22 protein-coding genes, 1 pseudogene and 2 riboswitches are annotated in these 24,302 nt (G+C 61.5%); of the genes and pseudogenes, 8 read left to right on the forward strand and 15 right to left on the reverse strand.

What is annotated here, in order from left to right; translation table 11 throughout:
- Positions 1-56: 56 nt before the first annotated feature.
- Positions 57-149: pseudogene (locus tag ACOZK4_RS26275) on the reverse strand (short-chain dehydrogenase/reductase); the annotation flags it as partial.
- 585 nt (positions 150-734) lie between these two features.
- Here ACOZK4_RS26275 and ACOZK4_RS26280 point away from each other — a divergent pair.
- Both ACOZK4_RS26280 and ACOZK4_RS26285 read left to right on the forward strand, forming a co-directional pair.
- Complete coding sequence (locus ACOZK4_RS26280; RefSeq protein WP_421594599.1) at positions 735-1,964, forward strand: aromatic ring-hydroxylating oxygenase subunit alpha; 1,230 nt, start codon at positions 735-737, stop codon at positions 1,962-1,964.
- A 53-nt stretch (positions 1,965-2,017) separates the two neighbouring features.
- Positions 2,018-2,164: riboswitch (cobalamin riboswitch) on the forward strand.
- Positions 2,148-2,612, forward strand: a complete 465-nt coding sequence (locus ACOZK4_RS26285; protein ID WP_421594600.1) for a FadR/GntR family transcriptional regulator — start codon at positions 2,148-2,150, stop codon at positions 2,610-2,612. (Overlaps the previous riboswitch by 17 nt.)
- Positions 2,613-2,761: 149 nt before the next feature.
- On the opposite strand, the gene ACOZK4_RS26290 is transcribed toward ACOZK4_RS26285, so the two are convergent.
- The 5 genes from ACOZK4_RS26290 to ACOZK4_RS26310 form a co-directional block, all read right to left on the reverse strand.
- A complete protein-coding gene (locus ACOZK4_RS26290) occupies positions 2,762-3,547 on the reverse strand; it encodes an SDR family oxidoreductase (RefSeq protein ID WP_421594601.1) in 786 nt (261 codons plus the stop codon).
- Positions 3,548-3,596: 49 nt separating this feature from the next.
- Positions 3,597-4,547: a sugar-binding transcriptional regulator gene (locus ACOZK4_RS26295; RefSeq protein ID WP_421594602.1), complete on the reverse strand. Its 951-nt coding sequence runs from the start codon at positions 4,545-4,547 to the stop codon at positions 3,597-3,599.
- A 21-nt stretch (positions 4,548-4,568) separates the two neighbouring features.
- Entirely contained in the window at positions 4,569-6,038 is a 1,470-nt protein-coding gene (locus ACOZK4_RS26300) for an FGGY family carbohydrate kinase (RefSeq protein WP_421594603.1), read from the reverse strand.
- Positions 6,039-6,120: 82 nt separating this feature from the next.
- On the reverse strand, positions 6,121-7,089 hold the full coding sequence (locus ACOZK4_RS26305; protein WP_421594604.1) for a transketolase family protein: 969 nt from the start codon (positions 7,087-7,089) through the stop codon (positions 6,121-6,123).
- Positions 7,089-7,898, reverse strand: coding sequence for a transketolase (locus ACOZK4_RS26310; protein WP_421594605.1), 810 nt, complete (start codon positions 7,896-7,898; stop codon positions 7,089-7,091). The genes ACOZK4_RS26305 and ACOZK4_RS26310 overlap by 1 nt, the downstream gene beginning before the upstream one ends.
- Before the next feature lie 209 nt (positions 7,899-8,107).
- Between ACOZK4_RS26310 and ACOZK4_RS26315 the strand changes: the two genes are divergently transcribed.
- The 5 genes from ACOZK4_RS26315 to ribB all read left to right on the forward strand — a co-directional run bounded on the left by ACOZK4_RS26315 (position 8,108) and on the right by ribB (position 13,405).
- The gene (locus tag ACOZK4_RS26315; protein WP_244762291.1) at positions 8,108-9,082 is read left to right on the forward strand and encodes an ABC transporter permease; all 975 of its coding nucleotides are present in this window, start codon (positions 8,108-8,110) and stop codon (positions 9,080-9,082) included.
- 123 nt (positions 9,083-9,205) lie between these two features.
- Complete coding sequence (locus ACOZK4_RS26320; RefSeq protein WP_244762290.1) at positions 9,206-10,138, forward strand: substrate-binding domain-containing protein; 933 nt, start codon at positions 9,206-9,208, stop codon at positions 10,136-10,138.
- A 31-nt stretch (positions 10,139-10,169) separates the two neighbouring features.
- Entirely contained in the window at positions 10,170-11,657 is a 1,488-nt protein-coding gene (locus tag ACOZK4_RS26325; protein WP_421594606.1) for a sugar ABC transporter ATP-binding protein, read from the forward strand.
- Between the two features lie 17 nt (positions 11,658-11,674).
- A complete protein-coding gene (locus ACOZK4_RS26330; protein ID WP_421594607.1) occupies positions 11,675-12,463 on the forward strand; it encodes an SDR family oxidoreductase in 789 nt (262 codons plus the stop codon).
- A 73-nt stretch (positions 12,464-12,536) separates the two neighbouring features.
- Positions 12,537-12,680: riboswitch (FMN riboswitch) on the forward strand.
- Positions 12,681-12,769: 89 nt separating this feature from the next.
- Positions 12,770-13,405: a 3,4-dihydroxy-2-butanone-4-phosphate synthase gene (ribB, locus tag ACOZK4_RS26335; RefSeq protein WP_421594608.1), complete on the forward strand. Its 636-nt coding sequence runs from the start codon at positions 12,770-12,772 to the stop codon at positions 13,403-13,405.
- A 178-nt stretch (positions 13,406-13,583) separates the two neighbouring features.
- Here the strand turns inward: ribB and ACOZK4_RS26340 are convergent, their stop codons facing one another.
- The 9 genes from ACOZK4_RS26340 to ACOZK4_RS26380 form a co-directional block, all read right to left on the reverse strand.
- The gene (locus ACOZK4_RS26340) at positions 13,584-14,573 is read right to left on the reverse strand and encodes a zinc-binding dehydrogenase (RefSeq protein WP_421594609.1); all 990 of its coding nucleotides are present in this window, start codon (positions 14,571-14,573) and stop codon (positions 13,584-13,586) included.
- A gap of 10 nt (positions 14,574-14,583) precedes the next feature.
- Entirely contained in the window at positions 14,584-15,657 is a 1,074-nt protein-coding gene (locus tag ACOZK4_RS26345; RefSeq protein WP_421594610.1) for an ABC transporter ATP-binding protein, read from the reverse strand.
- Positions 15,658-15,667: 10 nt separating this feature from the next.
- On the reverse strand, positions 15,668-16,492 hold the full coding sequence (locus ACOZK4_RS26350; protein ID WP_421594611.1) for a carbohydrate ABC transporter permease: 825 nt from the start codon (positions 16,490-16,492) through the stop codon (positions 15,668-15,670).
- Between the two features lie 4 nt (positions 16,493-16,496).
- Positions 16,497-17,387: a carbohydrate ABC transporter permease gene (locus ACOZK4_RS26355; protein ID WP_421594612.1), complete on the reverse strand. Its 891-nt coding sequence runs from the start codon at positions 17,385-17,387 to the stop codon at positions 16,497-16,499.
- Positions 17,388-17,453: 66 nt separating this feature from the next.
- A complete protein-coding gene (locus tag ACOZK4_RS26360) occupies positions 17,454-18,863 on the reverse strand; it encodes an extracellular solute-binding protein (protein WP_421594613.1) in 1,410 nt (469 codons plus the stop codon).
- A 93-nt stretch (positions 18,864-18,956) separates the two neighbouring features.
- Positions 18,957-19,472 carry a VOC family protein gene (locus ACOZK4_RS26365; RefSeq protein ID WP_421594614.1) on the reverse strand — a complete coding sequence of 172 codons (516 nt, stop codon included), beginning with the start codon at positions 19,470-19,472 and terminating at the stop codon, positions 18,957-18,959.
- Between the two features lie 24 nt (positions 19,473-19,496).
- Positions 19,497-21,128: a GMC family oxidoreductase gene (locus ACOZK4_RS26370; RefSeq protein WP_421594615.1), complete on the reverse strand. Its 1,632-nt coding sequence runs from the start codon at positions 21,126-21,128 to the stop codon at positions 19,497-19,499.
- A gap of 91 nt (positions 21,129-21,219) precedes the next feature.
- On the reverse strand, positions 21,220-22,227 hold the full coding sequence (locus tag ACOZK4_RS26375; RefSeq protein ID WP_421594635.1) for a LacI family DNA-binding transcriptional regulator: 1,008 nt from the start codon (positions 22,225-22,227) through the stop codon (positions 21,220-21,222).
- Positions 22,228-22,251: 24 nt separating this feature from the next.
- Positions 22,252-22,905, reverse strand: coding sequence for a TetR/AcrR family transcriptional regulator (locus ACOZK4_RS26380; RefSeq protein WP_421594616.1), 654 nt, complete (start codon positions 22,903-22,905; stop codon positions 22,252-22,254).
- A gap of 274 nt (positions 22,906-23,179) precedes the next feature.
- On the opposite strand from ACOZK4_RS26380, the gene ACOZK4_RS26385 reads away from it, so the two are divergent.
- Positions 23,180-24,295, forward strand: coding sequence for a substrate-binding domain-containing protein (locus tag ACOZK4_RS26385; RefSeq protein WP_421594617.1), 1,116 nt, complete (start codon positions 23,180-23,182; stop codon positions 24,293-24,295).
- The last annotated feature ends 7 nt before the right edge of the window (positions 24,296-24,302 follow it).

Below are 24,302 nucleotides of genomic sequence, written 5' to 3' on the forward strand. Positions count from 1 at the left end.
GAGCCGAGCGTATCTGCATCGGACATCGGCCTGGATGGCTGAGAGTCTACCTTGATGATCCAGGCGACCGCGTCGGCGCCGGCCGGGATGCGCATCGGGGCATATGGATCGGTGGCCGCACGCCAGACGGGCTTGGCAACGTCCGAGGAACGGTTTTTGCAGCGCCCGATGTCCGCATGGCCGCGGTCACGCCATTGGCAAACTCGGCATCGGGCGCGGGGAAGGCGCCGTTTTCTTCCAATCTCGAAAACGCGCTAGAGTTGCTAATGATTTTTTGCTACAACTATGGGCCGACGGTTCGAGTTGGTTCATGAGCGCAGTTTGCCGCATCTGATAATAGTGCGGTAGAGTCCCCCTCACTCGAGCAATGATCGCGGAGGGCCAGGAGATTTTTTTGTCGCGGTAGCGTCAGCGACATCGCGCTATGACCCCGTTGGGATGGCGCATTCGGGAATCTCGGTTCGTATCCTCCTAGCCGCTTCTGGTCTGCAATATATCGGGTAACATGGGCCATCCCGGTGAATTTATTGTCTATTCATTGTTGAATTTTGAGGCTGTTTGGCGAATGCGTTCTTTCGCTAAGAGATCGCGGGCATTTAAACGCGACATGAAATCGTTAGAGTAGCTTATGCCTCTAATCGACAATGTCGATTAATAGAGGAAATTTCGGCGACTTGTCCAAGCTCCTGAACGTCTAAATACTGATGAGAAGCTAGTATTTAGGGGTGCATTGAGTGACGAAGGACGCAGAGACCTTAATCAAGACGTCTACGGGTCCGATCGACCAACTCATTGCAGGGCATCGTGCCGGTTACGGTCTTTCCCGACCGTTCTATCACAATGCCGATATCTACCAGCGCGATATGGAGCGGGTCTTCCGCCGGCATTGGCATTGCATCGCCCATGAGAGCGTGATCCCCAACGCCAACGACTTCGAGGTCTTCCGTATTGACACCGAGCAGGTGATCGTCACGCGCGCGGCGGATGGCTCGATCCATGCCATCCTCAACGTCTGTCGCCATCGCGGCGCGGAGGTCTGCACCAAGCAGAAAGGCAATGCGCGCGTCTTCGTCTGCCCCTATCATGCCTGGACCTACGGCAATGACGGAAGCCTGCGTGCGGCGCGCCTGATGCCGAAGGAATTCAAGCGCGAGGACCATGGGCTGAAAACGCTGCATGTGCGCGTTGTCGAAGGCCTGATCTTTATCTCCTTTGCGGAGGTTCCGTTGGATTTCAGCGAGGTCGAGCATCTGTTGCACGCGACCTGCGGCCAATACGGCTGGGGGAGCGCCAAGGTCGCCTATCGCGAAACCTATCCGGTTGCGGCCAACTGGAAGCTGGCCGTCGAGAATTACGTCGAGTGCTATCACTGCGGCCCCGCGCATCCGGAATATTCGCAGACCCACGCGCTGGAGCAGCCGCTCCATATGATCGAGGCGATGAACGACGCCATGGAAGCGCGGACCTATGCGCTTGGCATCGAGGTCGGTTCCGGCAACCGCTGGCAAACCTCACGGGAAGGTCGCGAGGCGATCCATGCCTTCCGCTATGCGCTCTACGAGGGTGTTGAGAGCGGCAGCGAGGATGGCAAGGCTGTCGCGCCGCTGATGGGGCGTTTTACCGATTTTGATGGTGGCGTCACCTCCATTCATCTCGGCGGAACGACATTCCTCGTCTGCTACCCCGATCACGGCATGATCTATCGCTTTATTCCGAAGACGGCAGAGACCTGCGAGATGGAGCTCATCTGGCTTGTCGATGGCAAGGCGGAGGAGGGCAAGGATTACGATCTCGACCGGCTGACCTGGCTCTGGAAGGTCACGACAGCCGAAGACAAGGCAATCATCGAGCACACGGCGCGTGGCGTGCAGTCACACTATTTCGTTCCCGGCCCGATCGCGCCAATGGAGCATAACGAGCTTCGCTACATCGACTGGTATCTCGACGAAATCAGTCGCCCATGAAGATAAAGGTATAAGCATTTCTTTATATCTATTGACAATCGCCCCCTGATGACGTGAAGTCTGCGCGTCGTGGTTCTCTGGAGCGGCTTTGCCATTCCAGGGCTAAGAGGGAATCCGGTGCGCCGAACATTCGGCAAAGCCGGGGCTGCCCCCGCAACTGTGAGCGGCGAGCCGCTGTCCAGCATGGCGTCCAATCACATGGGCCCTTGGCGCTACTCCGACAGCTATTCGGTTTTCGATGTATTCCAGACGCGGATCATGTTGGAAGGGCAAATGGCTAGTCTTGCGGCAGGGAGGCTGATGGCGAATCAACTGGATCAGATGGAAAAAATGACCCAGCAGATGGAGCAAGGCTGGGCGCAGCAGGATCTCTTAGCCAACGTCGAAGCCGACTTGGAATTCCATGCGATCATCGCATCGGCCTGCAGTAACGCTATGCTGCGTGCACTCTACCACACCGTCCGCGATCAGTTGACCGCGACGCAACGACAACCCATTCCGATAACTGATCCCGCTCGCATGCGTGAATCCATCGCAGAGCATCGCCGCATAATCGCGGCCCTGCGCGCAAACGATCCCACGGGAGCTCGGTTGGAAATGGAAACGCATATTCGAAATACAGCGCGTTGCGCGGGCTTGGAGCCCTAAACCATACATGCGACTGACGGCGTAGGTTCAGATCCATTCAAGAGCTTAAGATCGGTGTTGGTTTATCGCAAAAATGATCGCTCCTGCAAAAGCGCGCCGATAGGCGTGCATTTGTGTGAAACAGATAGCGTCCGTAGGCTAGCCCCGTCTTACGACATGATCAGCCCGCCATCGACGTTGATGGTCTGGCCGGTGATGTAAGCTGCATCGGGGGACGCAAGGAAGGCGACGAGGGCGGCGACTTCTGCAGGCGTGCCGGCGCGACCCATCGGGATGCCCTCGACCCATTCGGCCATCAGTTCACCCGGGCCGTATTCGCCGAGCATCTTGCCCCAGACACGGTCGTTATAGTCCCACATCTCGGTGTGGATGATGCCGGGGCAAATGGCATTGGCGGTGATGCCTTCGCGGGCGAGTTCCTTGGCGAGGCTCTGGGTGAGGCCGACGACGCCGAATTTCGACGCGGCATAGTGCGGTGTGTAGATGAAGCCCTGGCGGGCCTGACCGGAGGCGGTGTTGATGAGCCGGCCCTTCGTGCCGCTGGCGCGGAAGCGGCGGATCGCCTCCTGGCAGCACAGGAAGACGCCCTTGGTGTTGACGTCTAGATTGAGGTCCCATTCACGCTCGGTCAGGTTCTCGACCTTCGCGATGGTGATGACGCCGGCATTCTGCACGGAAACGGAGATGGCACCCAGCTCCGCTTCAGCCTCACCATAGGCTTCTTGAACGGCCTTGGCATCTGTCACGTCGAGCGCGAGACCGAGGATTTCGGCGCCGGTTTCCTTGGCGAGTGCGGCGGCCGCGTCCACCGTGTCCTTTTCGATCGCGGCAATCGCGACTTTCGCGCCTTCTTCGGCAAAGCGCTTGGCGATGCCGCGGCCGATGCCCTTGTTGCCCCCGGTGACGAATACCGTCTGGCCTGCAAAACGTGTCATGGTCTTTTCTCCATAATGCGCAGCAGGCCGATGTCTGGTCCGGGATGGATCAGGCCGTGAGCCGTGCCGCAGTAAACTTGTCGGTGACGAGCACATCGATGACGCCAAGTTTCAGGGCGCCGGCGATGGCCTGGGTTTTCGATTCTCCGCCCGCGAGCGCCATGACGCGGGCAGTCTTGCGCAGTTCCTCCAACGAAAGGCCGATAACGCGGTCGTTGAGGGGCGTTTCGACCGGTTTGCCGTCCTGGTCGTAGAAACGATAGGAAATTTCGCCAACTGCACCCGCCTCGTGCAGCATCGCCATTTCCTGGCGGGAGAAGGTATTGCCGGATCGGGCAAGAAGCTCCGACGGCTCAACCGCGCCGATGCCGACGATGGCGAGGCTGAGGCGGCCGAAGAGGTCCATCGTCTCGCGCACCACCGGGTCCGCCAGCATGACAAGCTTGGCTTCCCGCGAAGAGGTGATGCCTTGCACGAGGAGAAGCCGCGGCTCACCGCCCGTCAACCGGGCCAGGCGGGCGGTCAGCTGCGTCGCGTGGGTCTGGACGGAAGCGTCGCCCATGCCGCCCAGGATCTGCACGATGTATTTGGCCTTGGCGTTCTTCAGCGGGTGGATGTTGTCCACCATGCGCAGGATCGTCTGGCTCCAGCTCGAGACGCCGACGATTTCATCTTGCTGTAGCGTGACTTCGAGGAAGTGGGCGGCCGCTTCGCCGATGCGTGCCATGATGGCGCCATCGCGATCTTCCGAACAATCGACGACGATGGCTTCGGTGAGGCGGTAGCGCTCGCGCAATGCGGTTTCCAGCTCGGCAAAGGTGCCGGCCGGCGGGATGACCGTCGTGCGTACGATGTCTTCCTGCTCCGCCCGCTTCAGCATGCGCGAAACGGTGGCCTGCGACATATGCATGAGTTCTGCGATCTCAGCCTGCCGCTTGCCTTCGATGTGGTACATCTGGGCAATGCGGGCAATCAGCCGTAACTCGTTGAGCCGTCCCATGGAGCCTCCCGTAGTGAATTTTTATTCACTCATAGAGGAAGGACCTGAGACGGTCGAGCGGTAGATTGCGTCCTGCCAGACGAGCAGGCGATCCGCGGTATCGGAGACCTGCGGGGGGATGGCATTCACGGCGCGCGGCAGGGCGGCGATCGCCGCGAGGTCCGGCCAGACGCCGAGCGTCAGGCCGGCAAGATAGGCGGCGCCCAAGGCGGAGGCCTCCGGTGCATCGCACTGGATGATGGCGTGGTTCAGCGTATCGGCCACGCACTTCATCAGGAACGTGTTCTTGCTCGGTCCGCCGTCGGCATAGAGGCGGCCGAGTGGTGTCGGCGATTGCGTCGACATGGCCTTGAAGACATCATGAACCTGGAAAGCGATGCTATCGGTTACGGCGCGCGCCATCTGGGCGCGGCTGGTGTTGAAGGTGATGCCGGAAAACAGTGCGCGGGCATCGGAATGCCAATAGGGCGCGCCGAGGCCGACGAAAGCCGGGACGAAGCCTGGTCCGCCGGCTGGGGCGGTTGCGGCAAGTTCGGTGAGAGCCTGCACATCGGGCAGGCCGAGCATGTCGGCCATCCAGGGCAACGAGGCGGCAGAGACGAGGATATTGCCCTCGAAGGCATAGGTCGGTCTGCCGCCGATCGACCAGGCGATGGTCGTGGTGATGCCCTGTTGCGGCGCGATGAAGCGGGGCAGGGTCGTCATGATCGACGAACCGGTGCCGAAGGTCACCTTGCCGTCGCCGGGATTGAAGGCGCCGTGGCCGAACAGGGCGGCGTGGCTGTCGCCGACGGCGGAGGCAATCGGGATGCCGTCTGAAAGGCCGGGCACGTTCTTCGTGACGCCGAAGCGGGATGCACTGTCGCGGACTTCCGGCAAGGCGGATTTCGTCACGCCGAAGAGATGGCAGAGTTCGTCGCTCCAGACCTGTTCATTGAGATCGTAAAGCTGGCTGCGGGCGGCATTGGCAGCGTCGCAGGCGTGCACCGCGCCATCCGTGAAGCAATGAATCAGCCAGGCGTCGATCGTGCCGAGCCGCACCTTGCTTCCGGTGGGCACGCGATCCAGCAGCCATCTCATCTTGGGGCCGGGGAACATCGGGTCGATCGGCAGGCCGGTGAGGGCCTGGACACGTGGCGCATGGCCGGCAGCAATCAATTCGGCGCAGGCCGGTGCGCTGCGTCGGCACTGCCAGCTGACCACGGGACCAAGCGGCTTGCCGCTATCAGCATCCCAGATGGTAACGGATTCGCGCTGGTTGGATATGGCGATGCCGAGGATTTCAACAGACGGCGCGGCCGAAAGGCAGGCTGCAATGGCTTCCTGCACGGATTGCCAGAGCCGCAACGGGCTCTGCTCGACCCAACCAGGCTGCGGATGCTCGATGCCGACGGGAGACGAGCCGCGCGCCAGAATGTCGCCGTCCGTGGAGACGAGCACGGCCTTCGAGTTCGTGGTGCCCTGGTCGATGGCGAGAATGGCGGTCGTCATGGCGGCTCCGGTCGGCGGAAGAAGAGGAGGTCGCGGCATCGGGAGGTCTTGCCGCGCCCGGCACGCAATCTAGTCGCGCATGTCAGGTGCGGGAAGATTTACGCGCAATCAAGGCCACGGCCGCTTCGGCGATGCCGGCGGGCGACATGCCGAACTCGTCGAGCAGGAATTCTGCCGATCCGGTCGGGGGGAAGATGCCGGGAACGCCGAGGATCTTCATCGGCACAGGCGCTTCCGCGACGACGACTTCGGCGATGGCCGAGCCGAGACCGCCGAAGGTGGAGTGCTCCTCTGCCGTGAGGATCGCGCCGGTGTCGCGGGCCGCAGCCGCGACGGCCTCGACGTCGATCGGACGTACGGTTGCCATGTTGAGGACGCGTGCCTCGATGCCTTTTTCGGCAAGGATGGCGGCTGCCTTCACCATGCGGTGCGTGACCGTGCCGTTGGCAATCAGCGTGATGGCGTCGCCGTCGCGCAGCAGGTTGGCCTTGCCCAGCTCGAACTTGTGTCCTTCCGGCAGCAGGTCCGGCACGCCGACGCGCGAGAGGCGCAGGAAAACGGGACCATTATAGGAGGCTGCCCATTCGACGGCAGCGGCCGTTTCGATGGAATCGCAGGGGGCAACGACCGGAAGATTCGGCAGCACGCGCGTCCAGGCGAAATCCTCGATGGAATGATGCGTCGGGCCGAGTTCCCCATAGGCCATGCCGGAGGAGATGCCGATCAGCTTCACATTGGCATTGGAATAGGCGATGTCGGCCTTGATCTGTTCCAGCGAGCGGCCGGTCAGGAAACAGGCGGCGCCGCAGACGAAGGGCAGGAGCCCGCCATTGGCGAGGCCGGCGCCGACGCCGACCAGCGCCTGCTCGGCAATGCCGACATTGACGAGGCGTTCGGGCCACTTCGCCTTGAAGCCATTGAGCTTGGAGGAGCCGACGGAGTCGTTGCAGACGGCAACGATCTTGGGGTTTTCAGCGCCCAGGCGTTCCAGCACGGCGACGAAGGCGTCACGGCAATCGTGCAGCTTGGGAGAGGGGGTGATGGCGTTCATTACAGGGCCTCCGAAAGCTCAGCGACGGCAATCTTGTATTGTTCGGCATTCGGCACCTTGTGGTGCCAGTCGACGGTATCCTGCATGAAGGAAATGCCTTGGCCCTTGTTGGTGTGGGCGACGATGCAATGCGGCCGGCTGCCGCGCTTTTCCAGCGCCGGCACGATCTCGTCCATGGCATTGCCGTTGATCTCGGTGACATCCCATCCGAAGGCTTCCAGCTTGGCCGGGAAGGGCGCGAGATTGTTGGTGTCCTTCAGCGACGCACCCTGCTGGAAGCGGTTGTGGTCGATGATGAGCGTCAGGTTGTCGAGGCCAAACTGCGCGGCCGAAGCGATGGCCTCCCAGTTGGAGCCCTCCTGCATCTCGCCGTCGCCCGTCAGCACATAGGTGCGGTAGGCGGCACCCGTCAGCTTGGCGGCTTTCGCCATGCCGACGGCCACCGGCAGGCCGTGGCCGAGCGGGCCGGTATTGGTCTCGACACCGGGAACCTTGTTGCAGTTCGGGTGGCCGTTGAGACGCGAATGGGGCTTCAGGAAGGTCGCGACCTCGTCTTCCGGAATGAAGCCGCGCTTGGCCAGCGTCACATAGAGGGCGAGCGCCACATGGCCCTTCGAGAGCACGAAACGATCCCGATCCGGGTTCTTCGGCTGATCAGGCCAGATGCGCAGCACGCGGAAATAGAGCGCGGTCAGGATGTCGATTGCAGACATCTCGCCACCGATATGGCCTGCGCCAGCTTCAAAAACCGCTTGCAGATCGCGGAGACGGATCTGTTGAGCGACGCGGTCGAGATCGTTCGGCTGCATGAAACCCTCGTTGTGAATAAATATACATTGATAGATATATTTGCACGGATGGCCGTGAAGTCAAGCGGAAATGACATTAGACGATCCTGAAAAATTCGACTTGTCAGCCTTGACACCCCTCAATAGGATGCGGTACGAATTTACACACACTAATGAATATTTATGCGATAAGCCAAGTGCGAAGCCGCGAACGACCGGGAGGAGTGTCCATGGTGGCGGATGTGAAAGAACGACAGGGGTTTGCAGGCATCATGTTGCCTTCGCTGCGCGGAGCCACGGGCCCGCTCATCGGCCTCATCGTGCTGTGCCTCTTTCTCACCTTTGCGACGGACAAGTTCCTGTCGGTGCGCAACTTCCTCAACGTGCTCGACCAGATCACGGTGCTGGGCGTCATGGCTGTTGGTATGACGATGGTCATCCTGATCGGCGGCATCGACCTGGCGGTCGGCTCGGTCATGGCGCTGGCCATGATGGTGCTCGGCTATCTCAATGTGACGGCCGGCGTGCCGATGGGCATCGCGATCCCGCTCGCCTTGCTCGTCGCGTCGCTGAACGGTTTGGTCGCCGGGCTTCTGATCACGCGCTTCAACGTGCCGGCCTTCATTGCGACGCTCGCCATGATGTCAATCACGCGCGGCCTGGCGAACATGATCACCGACGGTCAGCAGATCATCGGTTTCCCCGCCTGGTTCAACATGATGGCCATCGTGCGTTTCGGCGGCTTCCTGACGTTGACGGTCGCCGTGATGGTCGTGGTCTTCGTCGTCGGCCTGCTTTATCAGCGCTACCGTCACGGCGGCCGCGTGCTCTACGCGATCGGCGGCAATGCCGAGGTGGCGCGCCTTGCCGGCATCAATGTCCAGCGTGCGACCGTGCTCGTCTATGTCGTGTGCAGCTTCCTGGCCGGCCTCTCGGGCATGGTACTCGCCGCCCGCCTCGACTCCGTGCAGCCGTCCTCGGGTGTTTCCTATGAACTTGACGCGATCGCTGCGGTCGTCATCGGCGGCACGTCGCTGTCGGGCGGCACCGGCGGTATCGGCGGCACCATCATCGGTGTGCTGATCATCGGCGTGCTGCGCAACGGCCTCAACCTGCTCAGCGTCTCGCCCTTCATGCAGCAGGTCATCATCGGCGCGGTCATCGTGCTCGCCGTCACCGCCGAAACCTATCGCAAGCGCAAATAACGACTTTCACCCCCGCGGCCCAAGCGGCGGGGTGGAGAAAACGGTCCGCAATCGTGCGGGCCGGCAAAAGGGAAGGCGGCTTCCTGCGAGGCAGGCGCCGTCGGGTAACTTGGAGGAGAAACCATGACACTGTCCAAACTGCTGATGGCGGCAACCGCTGCTTCCGTGCTCGCCCTTCCGGCCTCCGCTGCCGAAGTCAAGAAGATCGGTCTTGCCGTTCCGAATCTGCAGGCCGACTTCTTCAACCAGATCAAGCTCGGCGTCGAAAAGCACGCCAAGGAAAAGGGCATCGAAGTCGTCGTCGTCGATGCGAAGAACGACACCAATACCCAGGTCAGCCAGGTGCAGGACCTGATGACGCAGGACATCAACGCCTTCATCTACATCCCGGCCGGTGCCGCTGCCGCCGCTGTTCCGACCCGTCTCGCCCGCGAAGCCGGCATTCCCGTCATCAACGTCGACCGCACGCCCGAGGGCGCGCCGGGTGACACGTTCATCGCCGGTGAAAGCGTCGAATCCGCCTACGAAGTTTGCAAGTACATCATCGGCAAGGCCGGTGGCGCGGGCAAGATGGCGATCATCCACGGCCAGAAGGGCACGACGCCGGAAGTCGACCGCTTCACCGGCTGCAAAAAGGCCATCGACGAGAACAAGGGTGTCGAGCTGGTCGACCAGCAGTGGAGCAACATGTGGTCGGCCGACGAAGGCTTCACGATCGCGCAGAACATGCTGCAGGCGAACCCCGACATCACGATCATCTTCGGCCAGGCCGACGGTCTCGCGATGGGTGCCGCCAAGGCCGTCGACGTTGCCAACCTCTCGGACAAGGTGATCATCGGGGGCTATGACGGTGACGTCTCCGCACTCGAATACCTCGCCAAGTGCAAGGGTCCGTTCATCGCGACCGCAACGCAGAGCACGCAGAAGATGGGTGTTCTCGCCGTCGAATCCGCGCTCGCCGTCGCGGCCGGCCAGAAGGTGGAAGAGCGCCAGACGCCGAACGCCGTCCTGACGACCTGCGAAAACGCGCCGGAATTCGTCAAGAGCCATCCGTAATCCGGGCTCATAGCAGAAAGGCAGCAGCGCCATGACGAACCGCTCTCCCATCCTGTCGCTCCGTGGAATCCAGAAGTCCTACGGTCCGATCAAGGTGCTCCACGGTGTCGATCTCGACATCTATCCGGGAGAGGTCGTGGCGCTGCTCGGTGAAAACGGTGCCGGAAAATCGACCCTGTCGAACATCATTTCCGGCACTGTCCAGCCCTCCGCGGGCGAGATGACCTGGCTCGGCAGACCCTACGCCCCCGCCAATCCCCGTGCCGCGATGGACGAGGGGGTCGGCATGATCCACCAGGAGCTGAAGCTCCTGCCAAAGCTCTCCATCGCCGAGAATGTCTTCGTCGGCCGCTATCCCATGAAATCCGGCCGCCTCGACCGTCACGCGATGGAAGAGCGCGCCCGCGCCGGCTTGCAACGTCTCGGTCTCGACGTGTCTCCCGACCGTCTTGTCGAGGGGCTCTCGACCGGTCGGCAGCAGCTCATCGAAATCGCCAAGGCGCTGACGCTGAATGCGCGCCTGCTCATTCTCGACGAACCGACGGCCGCACTCGGCGGCGAGGAGACCCAGCTCCTCTTCCGCCAGATCGAGCGCCTGAAGGCCGAAGGCGTCGGCATCATCTACATTTCGCACCGCCTTGAGGAAATTCGCCAGATCACCGACCGCATCGTCGTGATGCGCGACGGCGCCAAGGTGCAGGAATTCGACCGCGGCGACGTGCCGATCCGCACCCTCGTCGAGGCCATGGTCGGGCGCTCGCTGGAGCGCATGTTCCCGACGCTTCCCACGGCGACCGATGAAGTGACGCTCGAAGTGCGCGGCCTGTCCTCACCATCGAAGGCCTTCCGCGACATCAATTTCTCCGTCCGCAAGGGAGAGGTCTTCGGCATTGCCGGGCTGATGGGCGCCGGCCGCACGGAACTTGTGCGCGCCATCACCGGTGCCGACCCGATCGCCAGCGGCGAAGTGCTGCTGCACGGCAAGCCGGTGACGCCGCGTTCACCGATCGATGCGATCCGCAACGGCATCGTGCTCGTGCCCGAGGATCGCAAGCTGCAAGGCGTCGTGCTGGAGCATTCCATCGCGGAAAACATCGGCTATGCCAATCTAGGCGAGATCTCCCGCAGCGGCTGGATTTCGTCGCGTCGCATCCGGGAATTCGCTGAGGATTACATCAAGCGCTTCGGCGTGAAGGGGCGCGGTGGGCAGAATGCCGGCGAGCTTTCCGGCGGTAACCAGCAGAAGGTGGTGCTCGCCAAGTGGCTGGCGCGCAAGCCGCAGGTGGTGGTGCTGGACGAACCGACGCGCGGCATCGACGTCGGCGCACGTTCATCAATCTATGATCTCATCGTGGGCCTGGCGCGCGAAGGCGTCACCGTCATCGTGGTCAGCTCCGACCTCGAGGAGGTGCTTGGCGTCTCCAGCCGCATCATGGTCATGGCACAGGGCAAACAGGCCGGCATCCTGAACCGCGAGGACGCCAACGACGTCTCGGTCATGGAACTGGCGACACTTTGAACAGGGAATAAGGCAGCATGTCGGAAATCAAGCTCAACGCACCGAAATTGTTCGATCTCTCGGGCAACGTCGCCCTCGTTACGGGTGCCGGAAGCGGTATCGGCCAGCGTATCGCGATGGGCCTTGCCCAGTGCGGTGCGGACGTCGCCCTGCTCGACCGCCGGACGGATGACGGCCTCGCCCAGACCGCCGATTTCATCGCGCGTGCCGGTCGCCGCAGCATCCAGATAGCCGCCGACGTCACCGGCGGTGCGGCGCTGACCGACGCGGTCGCACGCACCGAAGCAGAACTCGGCCCTCTCACGCTCGCCGTCAACGCGGCCGGTATCGCCAACGCCAATCCGGCGGAGGAGATGGAGGAAAACCAGTTCCAGACGATGATGGACATCAACCTGAAGGGCGTGTTCCTCTCCTGCCAGGCCGAAGCGCGCGCCATGCTGAAAACCGGCCGCGGGGCCATCGTTAACATCGCCTCCATGTCCGGCGTCATCGTCAATCGCGGCCTCAGCCAGTGCCACTACAACGCCTCCAAAGCCGGCGTCATCCACATGACCAAGTCCATGGCCATGGAATGGGTCGACCGCGGCATCCGCGTCAACACCATAAGCCCCGGCTACACCGCAACGCCGATGAACACCCGGCCGGAAATGGTGCACCAGACGAAGCTCTTCGAAGAGCAGACGCCGATGCAACGCATGGCAAATGTCGACGAGATGGTCGGCCCCGCCGTCTTCCTGCTTTCGGATGCGGCGAGCTTCGTGACGGGTGTCGACCTGCTCGTCGATGGCGGCTTCTGCTGCTGGTAATCGCCGAGCCGTATCGCTGCGATCGAATTTTCCTGCGCCGCTTGAAAGATATGGGTCGCATCGACTATCTAGGAAATGTTCTCAGGGCGGGGTGAAATTCCCCACCGGCGGTATCCAGAGCAATCCGGGAGCCCGCGAGCGCCTTCCGGTGGAAGGGTCAGCAGATCCGGTGCGATGCCGGAGCCGACGGTTAGAGTCCGGATGGAAGAGGACATGTCTGCAAAGCGTTCCGGCTGGAGCGCGTGTGGACCTGTTCGCCCAAGGGATTGAAACGCCACTATCGGCAACCCTTGAAAGGCACATGAAATGGCTCTCTCGAAAATTGAAGACGCAGTTGCGGCGCTGGCGCGGGGCGGCATGATCGTCGTTGTCGACGACGAAAACCGCGAAAACGAAGGCGATATCATCGTCGCTTCAGAGGCGATAACCTCGGAGGCGATCGCCTTCATGATGAAACATGCCCGCGGTCTCATCTGCGTGGCCATGGAGGGCGAGCGTCTCAATGCGCTCGATATCCCGCTCATGGTTCCAGAGAATACCGAATATCTCAAGACGGCGTTCACGGTTTCGGTCGACTACATGCCGGGAACCACGACGGGCATCTCCGCCGTAGATCGCGCCGCAACGGTCCAGGCTCTCATGGCCCCCTCGGCAAAGGGTGATGATTTTGCGCGTCCGGGGCACATCTTCCCGCTGCGAGCACATCCGCGCGGTGTGCTCGGCCGCCCGGGCCACACCGAAGCTGCCGTCGATCTGGCGCGCCTTGCCGGCAAGAAGCCCTCCGGCGTAATCTGCGAGGTCGCCAACGACGATGGGACCATGGCACGGCTGCCGGAGCTGATCGCCTTTGCCGAACATCATCAGCTTCCGCTGATCAGCATCGAAGACCTGATTACTTATCTCGCCTCCCGCGAGGACGCCGGTTCGATGGCTGCCGCCTAGTCGGTCATCCGCTCATCGCCGATCAAGTGCGCTTCCCCGGATTGCAGCAAAAATGGTGCAGACGGTGGAGCGTCACTTGAGAGCGGAGGATAGGTCTTCATGCTCAAGAATGGCACGATGGTCGCGTGGTCGCTTTCGGGGCGAAAACCTCTTCGGAATATTGGGTAGTGGCTCGAGGTTACGTCCAGTCCAGAATGATGAACGGGACGGCAATAGTGCGTTTGATGATATCGGCATACAGCGCTTCCGGCTGCTCGGGTGTCGCGCGATGGATCAGGCCATCAAGCGGGATCCGGCCCTCGGCTAGAAACGCGAGGGCACGGGAAAAGCCGCCGAAAATCGAATGAGGCGCATTGTTGTAGCCTTCCAGCAGCTCCTCCCACAGGAAGCTGCGGCCATGCATCGGCAGTTCCCACTCCCATCCGGAGCGGAGCGTGACGTGCTTGAAGAACACCGCGTTGGTGATGTCATGGGCGGTGAGATCGGTGTATTTCCGCCATGGCACGCCGACGAGGACGACCTCGCCCATCCGGCGAACCATATTGCAGCCATCCAGCACCGCACCCTCATGGCCTGAACAATCCACGACAAGTGCCGCCTGGCCTTGGAGTTCCGGATCCTCGAACGGCATAGCCGCACGGGTGTCGATGATGCCGCTTTGCTCGAGTTGTTTGCGCCGCAGCGCATCGGGATCCACGACCGTAACGCGGTAGCCGCCGATCCGGAACAGGTGTGCGGTAAGGAAGCCAACGGGGCCTGCACCCGTGACGATGACCCGATCGCCCGGCCGGGCCTTCGTTGTCATCAAGGTCGTCATGGAAACGCCCATCAGACGGGCGATGACGGCGGTTTCGGGGGCCATTCCTCCCGGCAAGGGAAGCGTATTCTCGGCGGCATGCGTCTGCGTCGATCGATGATAGCCCATCGCGAAGCGCCGCTCGCCTGGCTTTATGCCGGTCACGCCCGCGCCGATCTCTTCGACCTCGAAGACCGCGGCATATCCCGGCCGTATGGGGAATGTGTCGCCATTGGCCCATCCGATCTCCGTTCCCTGGCTGATCAGTGTGCAAAGCGTTCGTCCGCGAATTTCGCCGGGCTGTAGCGGCAGATCGTCATAGGATTCGAGCTTGAAGGCCTGGCGGGCGGGAATGATGATTTCTGACGGCATGTCGCGACTTTCAGGAATGGAGTGTGGCGCCGGTTGCCGCATCGAAGAGATGCAAGCCAGCGGTATTGAAGGTGACATGGATCGATGCGTCGCTTGCCGGACGGTTGGCGGCCGCGACCTGCGCGATCAGCTCGTGAGGCCCGGCGCGGAGGTCGAGGAGCGCATCGTCGCCGAGATATTCCGTCACTTCGACGGTGGCACGCAGAGCCCCTGGTGCATCTGCAGTCGCCAATGTGATGTCCGATGGCCGAATTCCGATCAGCACTGCCTGGCCTTCCGTCGCGCGGCCGGCGAAGCGATCGGGCAAGGGCTGGGTGAAGGCTTCGGCTTGCAGTTTTCCGCCCATCAGGCGCGCCGGCACGAGGTTCATGGCCGGGCTGCCAATGAATGTCGCAACGAAGGTGTTGGCGGGCCGGGTATAGACATCCTCCGGGCTCCCCACCTGCTCGACATGGCCATCGCGCATGATGACGATCTTGTCGGCGAGCGTCATGGCCTCCACCTGATCGTGCGTCACGTAGAGCACGGTGGTGCCAAGCCGCTTGTGCAGCTTGCCGATCTCCCAGCGCACTTGCGTACGCAGCTTCGCATCGAGGTTCGACAGGGGTTCGTCGAACAGGAAGACGTCGGGCGTGCGCACCATGGCGCGACCCATGGCGACGCGCTGCCGCTGACCGCCTGAAAGCGCGGAGGGCTTGCGCGCCAGAAGCGCATCAAGGCCCAGAATCGCGGCCGTTTCTCGAACACGGCGATCGACTTCGCCGGGCGCGAGTTTCAGGGGGCGCAGGGCGAACTCCATGTTCTGCCGCACCGTCATATGCGGGTAGAGCGCATAGTTCTGGAATACCATAGCGATACCGCGATCCTTCGGTGCCACGTCGTTGACGACACGGCCGCCGATTGAAAGCTTTCCGCCGGAGACGTCCTCCAGGCCTGCCACCATGCGGAGCGTGGTGGTCTTCCCGCAACCCGAGGGACCGAGGAGCACGACGAATTCCCCGGCGTCGATCGTCAGGTCTATGCCGTGCACGACTTCGAACGCGCCGTAGCGCTTGACCACTTTTTCCAGTGCGATGGATGACATGTGTCTCTCCTTACTTGACTGAGCCCATCGTCAGGCCGCGGACCAGCCAACGCTGGCAGGTCAGCACGAAGACGACGCCGGGAATGAGGATGATGAAGGAACCCGCCATGATACGGCCCCACTGGACCGCATCCGACGACCAGAAGGACATGACGGCGACGGTCGCTGTCTGTGCCTTCGAGCCGGTGAGCATCAGGGCGAACAGGAACTCGTTCCACGAGAAGATGAAGCAGAACACCGCTGAAACAGCGAGGCCGGGCGCCGCGAGCGGCAATGTCACGCGCCAGAAGGTTTCGAGAATGCCGTAGCCATCGACCATCGCCGCTTCCTCGAGAGCCGAGGGAACCTCGTCGAAGAAGCCTTTCATCAGCCAGACGACCAACGGAATGTTGGCGGTGGAATAGACGATGATCAGAGCCAGCGGCGTGTCGAGCAGGCCGGCGGTCTTGAAGATGATATAGTAGGGCACGACGACCGTGATTGGCGGGAACATGCGCAGCGATAGGATCCAGAAGGCCACATCGTTCATGCGCCGGTGCCGGATGCGACTGATCGCATAGGCGGCGAGCGATCCGAAAACGAGGCTGATTGCCGTCGAGCCGAGCGCAACGATCAGGCTGTTGCCGATGAATTTCAGAAAAGGCCGTTCTGTGAAGAGCACGTGATAGTGTTCCCAGGTCGGCGTGAAGAAGAAGGCCGGCGGTTTCTGGAACATGATCGGTGCGGGTTTTACCGATGAAGAGGCGACGAGATAGATCGGCGTCAGGAAGACGATCAGCACCACTGCGAGAAGCAGGTAGACAAGAATGGCCTGACGGGTCGAGGGCTTGTTCATGGGGTTACTCCACCGCCGTGCGGTCGCGGTTCAGCGACTTGAAGAAGAAGGTGACGAGAACGGTGATGATCGCCAGCGACACGAAGGAGGCGGCAGCACCCATGCCCATGCGCCAGAAGGTGAAGGATTCTCGGTAGATGAACATGGAGAGCACTTCGGTGGAATCGCCCGGCCCGCCTTTCGTCAGCACGAAGATGATGTCGTAGATCTTGAAGGCATCGATCGCGCGCAGGAACATCAGGCTGACGAGGACCGGTTTCAACTGCGGCAGCGTCACGCGCCAGAACACATCCCAGCGTGAATTGCCGTCGATCATCGCGGCCTCGTAGGGCTCGGGCGAGAGCGAATGCAGCGCTGCCGCGGTGCCCATCATGATGAAGGGCGTCCACTGCCAGATATCGGCGATTGCGATTGCCCAGAGCGCCCAGTTGGTGGTGGTAATCCAGCCGACGCCGGATATGCCGACGAGGCTGAGAAAATAGTTGAGATAGCCAAGCTCCGGGAAATAGAGGAACAGCCAGACGAGGCCGACGATCACGGGCGAGATCATCATCGGGATCAGAAGCAGCGTGCGCGCCACACTCATGCCGGGCAGTCGCTGCGTGACGATAAGCGCGATGCCGACGCCGAGCACGAGCTGGATCGAGAGCGTCATCGCCATCAGCTTCAGTGTCGTCACAAGCGCATGCAGGAACGTGCCGGAGGACAGGATCTCGGCATAGTTCGCCCAACCGACGAATACGCGCGGGATGAAGGGCTTGGCGAGGTCGTAGTTACGAAACGACAGCCAGCCCGCATAGAGCATCGGGTAGATCGTCGTCAGGAAAAGGACAGCGACGACGGGCAGCAGGAAGACGAGAAAGATGCGCCTGTTGCGCGTTGCTTGATAGGCCATGTCGGAACTCCGGCGGTCAAAGGACGCCGCCCCAGGGAGGCCGGAGCGGCGCGGCGAGCGTGCGCGTCAGTCGGCAAGGACTTTCGCGGGCACGTCGTCGATCCAGCGCAGAAGCGTCTCTTTCGGGAACATCTTCAGACGGGAATTGACTGCATTGCAGGCGGTGGTCAGAGCTTCCGCCGCCGTTGCGGTTTCTCCCGCCATGAACTTGTTCAGTTCGACACCGAAGGTTTCTTCGACATCCTGATAGAAGGGGTGGAAGATCCGGCGCTTGGCATCGACCTGACTGTCGAGCAGAACCTTGTAGTAGGGGTACTTCTGCTGCAGTTCGGGATCGGAGAGGATCGCTTTGCGGAACTGGCTGACGCCGTTGCCTTCCTTGGCGAAGCGTCGCATCAGCTCTTCACTCGTCGACCATTTGATGAAGGCCCAGGCGGCTTCCTTTTCCTTGTCGGAAACCTTGGCGTTGATCGCGAAGGAGAGGGCGCCGGTATAGGTCGGCTCAGCCTTGCCGCCATCAGTCGGGTTGGCCGCAAAGCCGGCCTTGCCGATTTCCGCGAGCTTGGCTTCGGCGGGGTTGGTCAATCGCACCGAGCGGACCGACCAGTAGGCGGCCTGTGCGGCCTCGCCACGCTCCATGTAGCCGGACTGGATGTCCCACATCAGGCCGAGATAATCCGGCGGGTTAAAGGGGATCAGCGACTTCATGTATTCGGCCGCCTTGATGTGCGGTTCGCCCGTCATGGCGCACAGCCCGGTCGCGGGATCCCAATAATCACCGCCGAACGAACGCATGAACGGGAAATAGTCGTGCGTGATGGCGCCCTGCACGCGGCTGTAGGACTGGCTGACGCCATAGAGGTCGTTTTCGAGCGCCTTGCCGCCGGCTTTTTCACCCTTCTTGCGGGTGAAGAACGCGGCGATGTCGCGATACTGATCCCAGGTCGTGGGCGCCGCAAGATCGTAGCCGTATTTTGCCTTGAATGCGGCCTGTTCCTCGGCGTTTTCGAAAAGGTCGGCGCGGTACTGGTTGAGCCAGGTCATGCCAGAGGCAGGAAAGGCGAGAAGCTGGCCCTGCCAGGTGTTTTCCTGAAGCTGGATGGGAATGATGTCGTCGAGCCTGATTTCTGCGGCGTCGCGTTTGGCAAAGTCCGTCAGGTCGACGAGCGCGCCGGCTTCGCCGAGCATGCCAACCCAAGGGCTATCGACCCACAGCAACTGATAGGAGGGCGAGTCGGAACTCGCTTCGATGATGATCTTGTCGACAAGCCCGGGATAGGGGAGCATGTCGATCTGTACCTTCGCGCCGGTTAGCGCTTCGAACTCCCCGACGATCGGAGCAAGGCGGGTCACGGATGTGTCGCCGATCCCAAGCATTTTGAGCTCGACGCCCTCAAACGGCTTTTCGGCCATGGCCGAGCTGGCCGTCACGACGCAGAATGCCGTCGCATAAGCCAAGGATTGTATTTTTCGCATTCTTTCCTCCTCTGGAATCCCGCTGTTGAAACGTTTCACCAAAAGATGAAACGGCAGGCGGTGCGGGGCCACTTGCGGCATGTTGTGGCTAGATCAGGTGGCTACGGGCGACCATTGCGCGGGACCGCCCGCACGTTCGGCACCCAACGGCCCATCCATGCTGACGATTTCGATGAACTGGCCCCACGGTGCTTTCAGATAGCACCATGTCAGCCCTTCCATGGGGCCGCCGTCGACATAGGTCGGTCCATCCAGAACTTCGACGTTTTCAGCGCGGAGCCGATTGGCTGCGGCGGTGCAGTCGTCCACCTGGAAGGCGAGGTGATAGCCGCCGGGCTGGCTGTTGCGCTTCAGCGGTGCATCGGGCTCGGCATCGCCGGAATAGCGGAAGATCTCCAGGTTCGTGCCGTTGCCAATGCGCAGCACCCGGATATCCTCGATGCGCGTGTTGCCCGCCACGCCAAGGCGCCGGCGCATGTATTCGTCGTCGACATCGACAAGGCCGGTCGACAGGCATTCGACCGCGCCGAACAGGTTGGTGAAAAACGCTACAGCTTCGTCAAGATCGGGCACCGTGAAGCCCACATGCTGCATTCCATAAACTTTCATGATTTCCTCCCATTCCTAAAGTGTTCAGGCCAGTTCCCGCTGGCGGCTCCGCTCCTCTTTCAGGTCGGCCGCAGGCAGGGGTGGCAGGCCGCGAATGAGATCGCTGGCCTTTTCGCCGATCATGATGGTCGGCGCATTGGTGTTCGATGAATTGATGCGCGGCATGATCGAGGCGTCGCACACGCGAAGGCCGGAAAGGCCATGCACCCGCAACTCAGGATCGACTACAGCCATGTCGTCGATGCCCATGCGGCAAGTGCCGACCGGATGGTGGTCCGTCTTGGCCATGCGGCACGCGTAATCGAGCAGCGCCTTGCGATCCGTAACGCCATCGCCGGGCAACACTTCACGACGCAAGTAGGGGGAGAGGGCCGGTTGGCGCAGGATTTCCCGGGCCATCTCCAGACCGCGCAGCGACATGTCCCGATCATAGGGGTCGGACCAGTAATTCGGGTCGATCAACGGGGCCGCCGCAGGATCGGAGGAGGCGAGGCGCACCGTGCCGCGGGATCGTGGGCGCATGAGCGCGGAATTCAGGGTAATGCCCCAGCCGTTGATCGTGGCGATGCCTTTTTCGATGCCGGATCCCTGGCCGAGATGGAACTGCATATCCGGCCAGCGCGCCTCGGGGTCGGCATACCAGAAGCCGCCCGTCTCGAAGAGGGAGGAGGCGACCGGCCCGGATTTGAGGGCAAGATATTGCAGCCCGGCGGCGATCATCCGGTCTGGCCGGAGCACGCCGTCATAGGAATGCCGCCCCGAGCATTCGGCCAGCACGCAGATGTCGATATGGTCCTGCAGATTTTCGCCGACACCTGGCAGATCATGTTGCACGTCCACACCTGCGGAACGCAGATGATCGGCCGGCCCTATCCCTGACAGCATCAGAAGTCGTGGAGACCCGATGGCGCCCGACGTCAGGATAACTTCACGGCGCGCATGGTGCACCGTACCGTCCATCATTTCGACGCCGGTGGCGCGGCCACCGCTGATGAGAATGCGCCGAACCTGCGCTCCGGTTTCGACTGTCAGATTGGTGCGTGTCTCGGCGTCGCGAAGGTAGGCGCCGGCAACAGAGGAGCGGCGTGCATCCCGTTGCGTCAGTTGATAGAAACCGACGCCGGCCTGCTGCCGTCCGTTGAAGTCAGGATTATACGGCATGCCCCATTGCTGACCGGCACGCACGAAGGCCTCGCAAATCGGCAGCGTGGCGCGTGGCATCGAGACGCCGAGGGGGCCGTCGATGCCGTGGAATGGTTCTGAAAACCGCTCGTTTCCCTCGGCGCGCTTGAAGTAGGGCAGGACGTCACGATAGGCCCAGCCTGGGCAGTCGTGTTCGTCGGCCCAGGCGTCATAATCGCGGCTGTTGCCGCGGGTGTAGATTTGCGCGTTGATACTGGAGCCGCCCCCGATCACTTTCGCCTGCGTGAACCAGAGCACACGATCTTGAAGATGTTTCTGCGGCACGGTGGACCAACCCCAACTGGCGATCCCCTTGGTCATTTTCGCAAAGCCCGCAGGCCAATGGAAAAGCACGGATCGATCGCGCTCACCCGCGTCCAGCAGGAGGGTCGTGATATCGGATTGCTCCGCAAGTCGCGCCGCAATCACGCAACCGGCCGATCCTCCGCCGACGACAATGTAATCCGTCTCCATCTTGCTTCCTAGTATGTAACTAGTCCGTTACTTGAAACGTTTAATCAATCATCGCCCATAGTCAAGCGGAAAGCGTTTGTTGGGATGAGATTCAGGTGGAGATGACAGAGGCGCGGCGGATGAGGGCGGGTTCCAGTGTGCGGCGCGGAGCAGAGGTCTCTTTCGCGGTGATCCTGCGAAGGGCGAATTCCGCGGAGGTTCGACCGATGAGTGCCGGCTGGATGTCGACGGTCGTCAGTTCCGGATCGAGGATCCGGCCTTGCGGGATGTTGTCGAAGGCAATGATGGATATGTCACGGCCGACGATCATTCCGAGTTTGCGGGACGCGCGATACGCGCCCGATGCCTGATCGTCATTGAAGCAGATCACGGCATTCGGCAGCATGCCTTGAGAGGCAAGGAGAAGCATCTTTTCTTCTGCGAAGTCGGGATGCATGAGGCCCGGCAGCATCCGGCAGGCCGCTTCCGGCAATGCGGCGTCCGCGAGCGCCTTGCGGATGCCTACGCAGCGGCCATCCCATGTCGTGGTGTGCGGATATCCGCCGATAAAGACGATGGAGCGGTGTCCGGCAGCAAGCAGGCATTCCGCGGCGAGATAGCCCGATTTTTCGTCATCTACGCCGACAAAGGCCGCCTGGCTGCCGACAACGTCGCGGACACAGACGACGAGCGGAAGGCCGTGAGCAAGGATGGGGGCGAGATCGTCAGTGGTGCTGCCGTGAACGGGGGAAAGAATGACGCTGCCGACGCCCTGCGCGACCATAGAGGCGAGAAGCTGTTCCTGCCGGACGAGATCGTTCTGGGCGGTCGCCAGAAGCGTCAGTCCACCCGCCTCGTAGACGGTCGCTTCCAGGGAAGCGACGAGTTCGCTGAAGAAAGGGTTGATAATGTTGTTGAGAATGACACCGACAAGGTTGGATTTACCGGTGCGCAGGCGGGCTGCCGATGCATCGCGAATGAAGCCGAGCTGATCGGCAACCTCCAGCACCCGTTTGCGCGTTTGCGCGGAGGGGCGGCCCGTGCCCGACAGTACGTAGGAGGCGGTTGCCACGGAAACGCCGGCGGCCGCAGCGACTTCCTTGATGCCCTTTCGCTTCATCACATGTTTTGCCGACAGGTCATGTCAAACGGTGACGAGCCGCGTGATCGTTTCGATATTGAACTGGATCCTTTGCTCCAGGGCGTCCTTGGCCATGAGGTCGCGTTCGTAGATGATCGTACCGGTAAAGCGGTTCGTGAGATAGTAGTAGCCGACGGCCGCGATCGTGATGTTGAGCTGCACGGGGTCGACGTCATTGCGGAATACGCCTGCTGCCACGCCCCGTTCCAGGATGGTCGAGACCATGTTGACCAGCTTGCGGCTTGAAACCTTGATGATCTCTGATTTCTTCAGGTGCTTGGCGCGATGCAGGTTTTCGCTGTTGACCAGGGTCAGGAATTCCGGGTTTTTCAGATAGTATTCCCAGGTGAAGCGCACCAGCTTCTCGAGTGCCGCCTTCGGGTCGAGATCCTCCAGATGCAGCTTCTGCTCGGCGCTGCGGATGTCGAGATAGGCATCCTCGAGCACGGTCTGGAACAGGCCTTCCTTGCTCTCGAAATAGTGGTAGATCATGCGCTTGTTGGCCTTCGCCTTTTCGGCGATGTCATCGACGCGTGCGCCGCCTAAGCCATTCTTCGCAAATTCTTTTTTGGCAGCATCGAGGATGCGTGCCTTGGTCGCCTCGGCATCGCGAATGCGCGGTTTGCGTCCCGGTTTTTCTATCTGTTCGCCGGTCATGTTTTCAGCCTGTCCTTTGGCGCAGTCGTGATGTCTTCGCTGCAACTCATACACGCACGCATTGCCATCCGTCAAAGCCGGTCGGTGCGATTGCCTGTTGTCATCCTACTGAAAACCACTTGACTTGCGCAAAACTAAAGAAGTAACTAGTTAGTGCGTTAATTGGCGTGAGAGGCACGCTGGGGCGTCTCACCTGAGGGCAAGGTTATCCTTGTCGGCAGTCGGGCCAGCGGTAACGCGGGAAGCGTTTCAATCGGGGATTTGGGAGGAAAGAATGTCGACCTTTATCAAGGATTTCATCGAGCGCGAGACGGTCAGTCGCCGCAATTTTCTGTTTGCCACGGCTGCCGGACTGGGCGCGGTCGCGGTGCCGGGCCTGTTCGGCGGCGGAAGCGCGCGTGCGGCGCTGACCGATCCGGCGATTGCCTGGAGCTACCGTGACCGCGCATCTGCTTACTGGAATTCCGTCGTTTCCGGCGGCGAGGCCTTCGTGGAATCGCTCGGCAAGCCGAAGAGTGCGCTGGTGAGCCTCATCAACGAGGGCTCGACGGAGAAGTCGCTGGCCGACATCAAGGCCTTCCTTGCCAAGAACAACGGCAATTGCGCCATTGCCTGCGACGCCAATGACAGCCCCAACGCCCGCCCGGTCGTCGAGGCCGTTCAGGCCGCCGGCGCCTATATCTCGACGATCTGGAACAAGACCGACGACCTGCATCCCTGGGATTTCGGCGACAACTACGTATCGCACATGACCTGGTCGGACGAGAAGCCGGCTGAACAGACTGCCCGCATTCTCTTCGAAGCCATGGGTGGCGAGGGCGGCGTGGTCCATCTCGGTGGCATCGCGGCCAACAATCCGGCCGTCGAACGTCTGGCGGGCCTCAAGAACGCGCTGAAGGATTTTCCGAAGATCGAATTGCTCGATGCGCAGCCGGCGGACTGGGATACCCAGAAGGGAGCGGCCCTCATGGCCTCCTTCCTCACGCGCTACGGCGACAAGATCAAGGGCGTGCATTGCGCCAATGACAACATCGCCTATGGCGTGATCGAGGCGCTGCGCGCCGAGGGCATCGAGAACATGCCGATCGTCGCTTATGACGGCAATCCTGAAGCCGTGCAGATGGTCATGGACGGCCAGCTTCTCGCCACTGTCTTCACCAACCCGCATTGGGGCGGCGGCATCAGCGCGGCTCTTGCCTATCATGCCGCCATCGGCACCTTCAAACCTTCGGAAGAGCCGAAGGAACACCGCGAATTCTATGGCCCGACGATCCTAGTCACGGCCAAGGATGCCGCGGAGTTCAAGGCGAAGTACCTCGATTCCGTGCCGGCTTACGACTGGAAGGACTTCTGGGGGCCGTCGAACGGCCAGATCCAGTACAAGTCCTGATTGGGCA

Source organism: Shinella sp. M27 (assembly GCF_049199905.1).
In the GTDB taxonomy this organism is placed as follows: domain Bacteria; phylum Pseudomonadota; class Alphaproteobacteria; order Rhizobiales; family Rhizobiaceae; genus Shinella.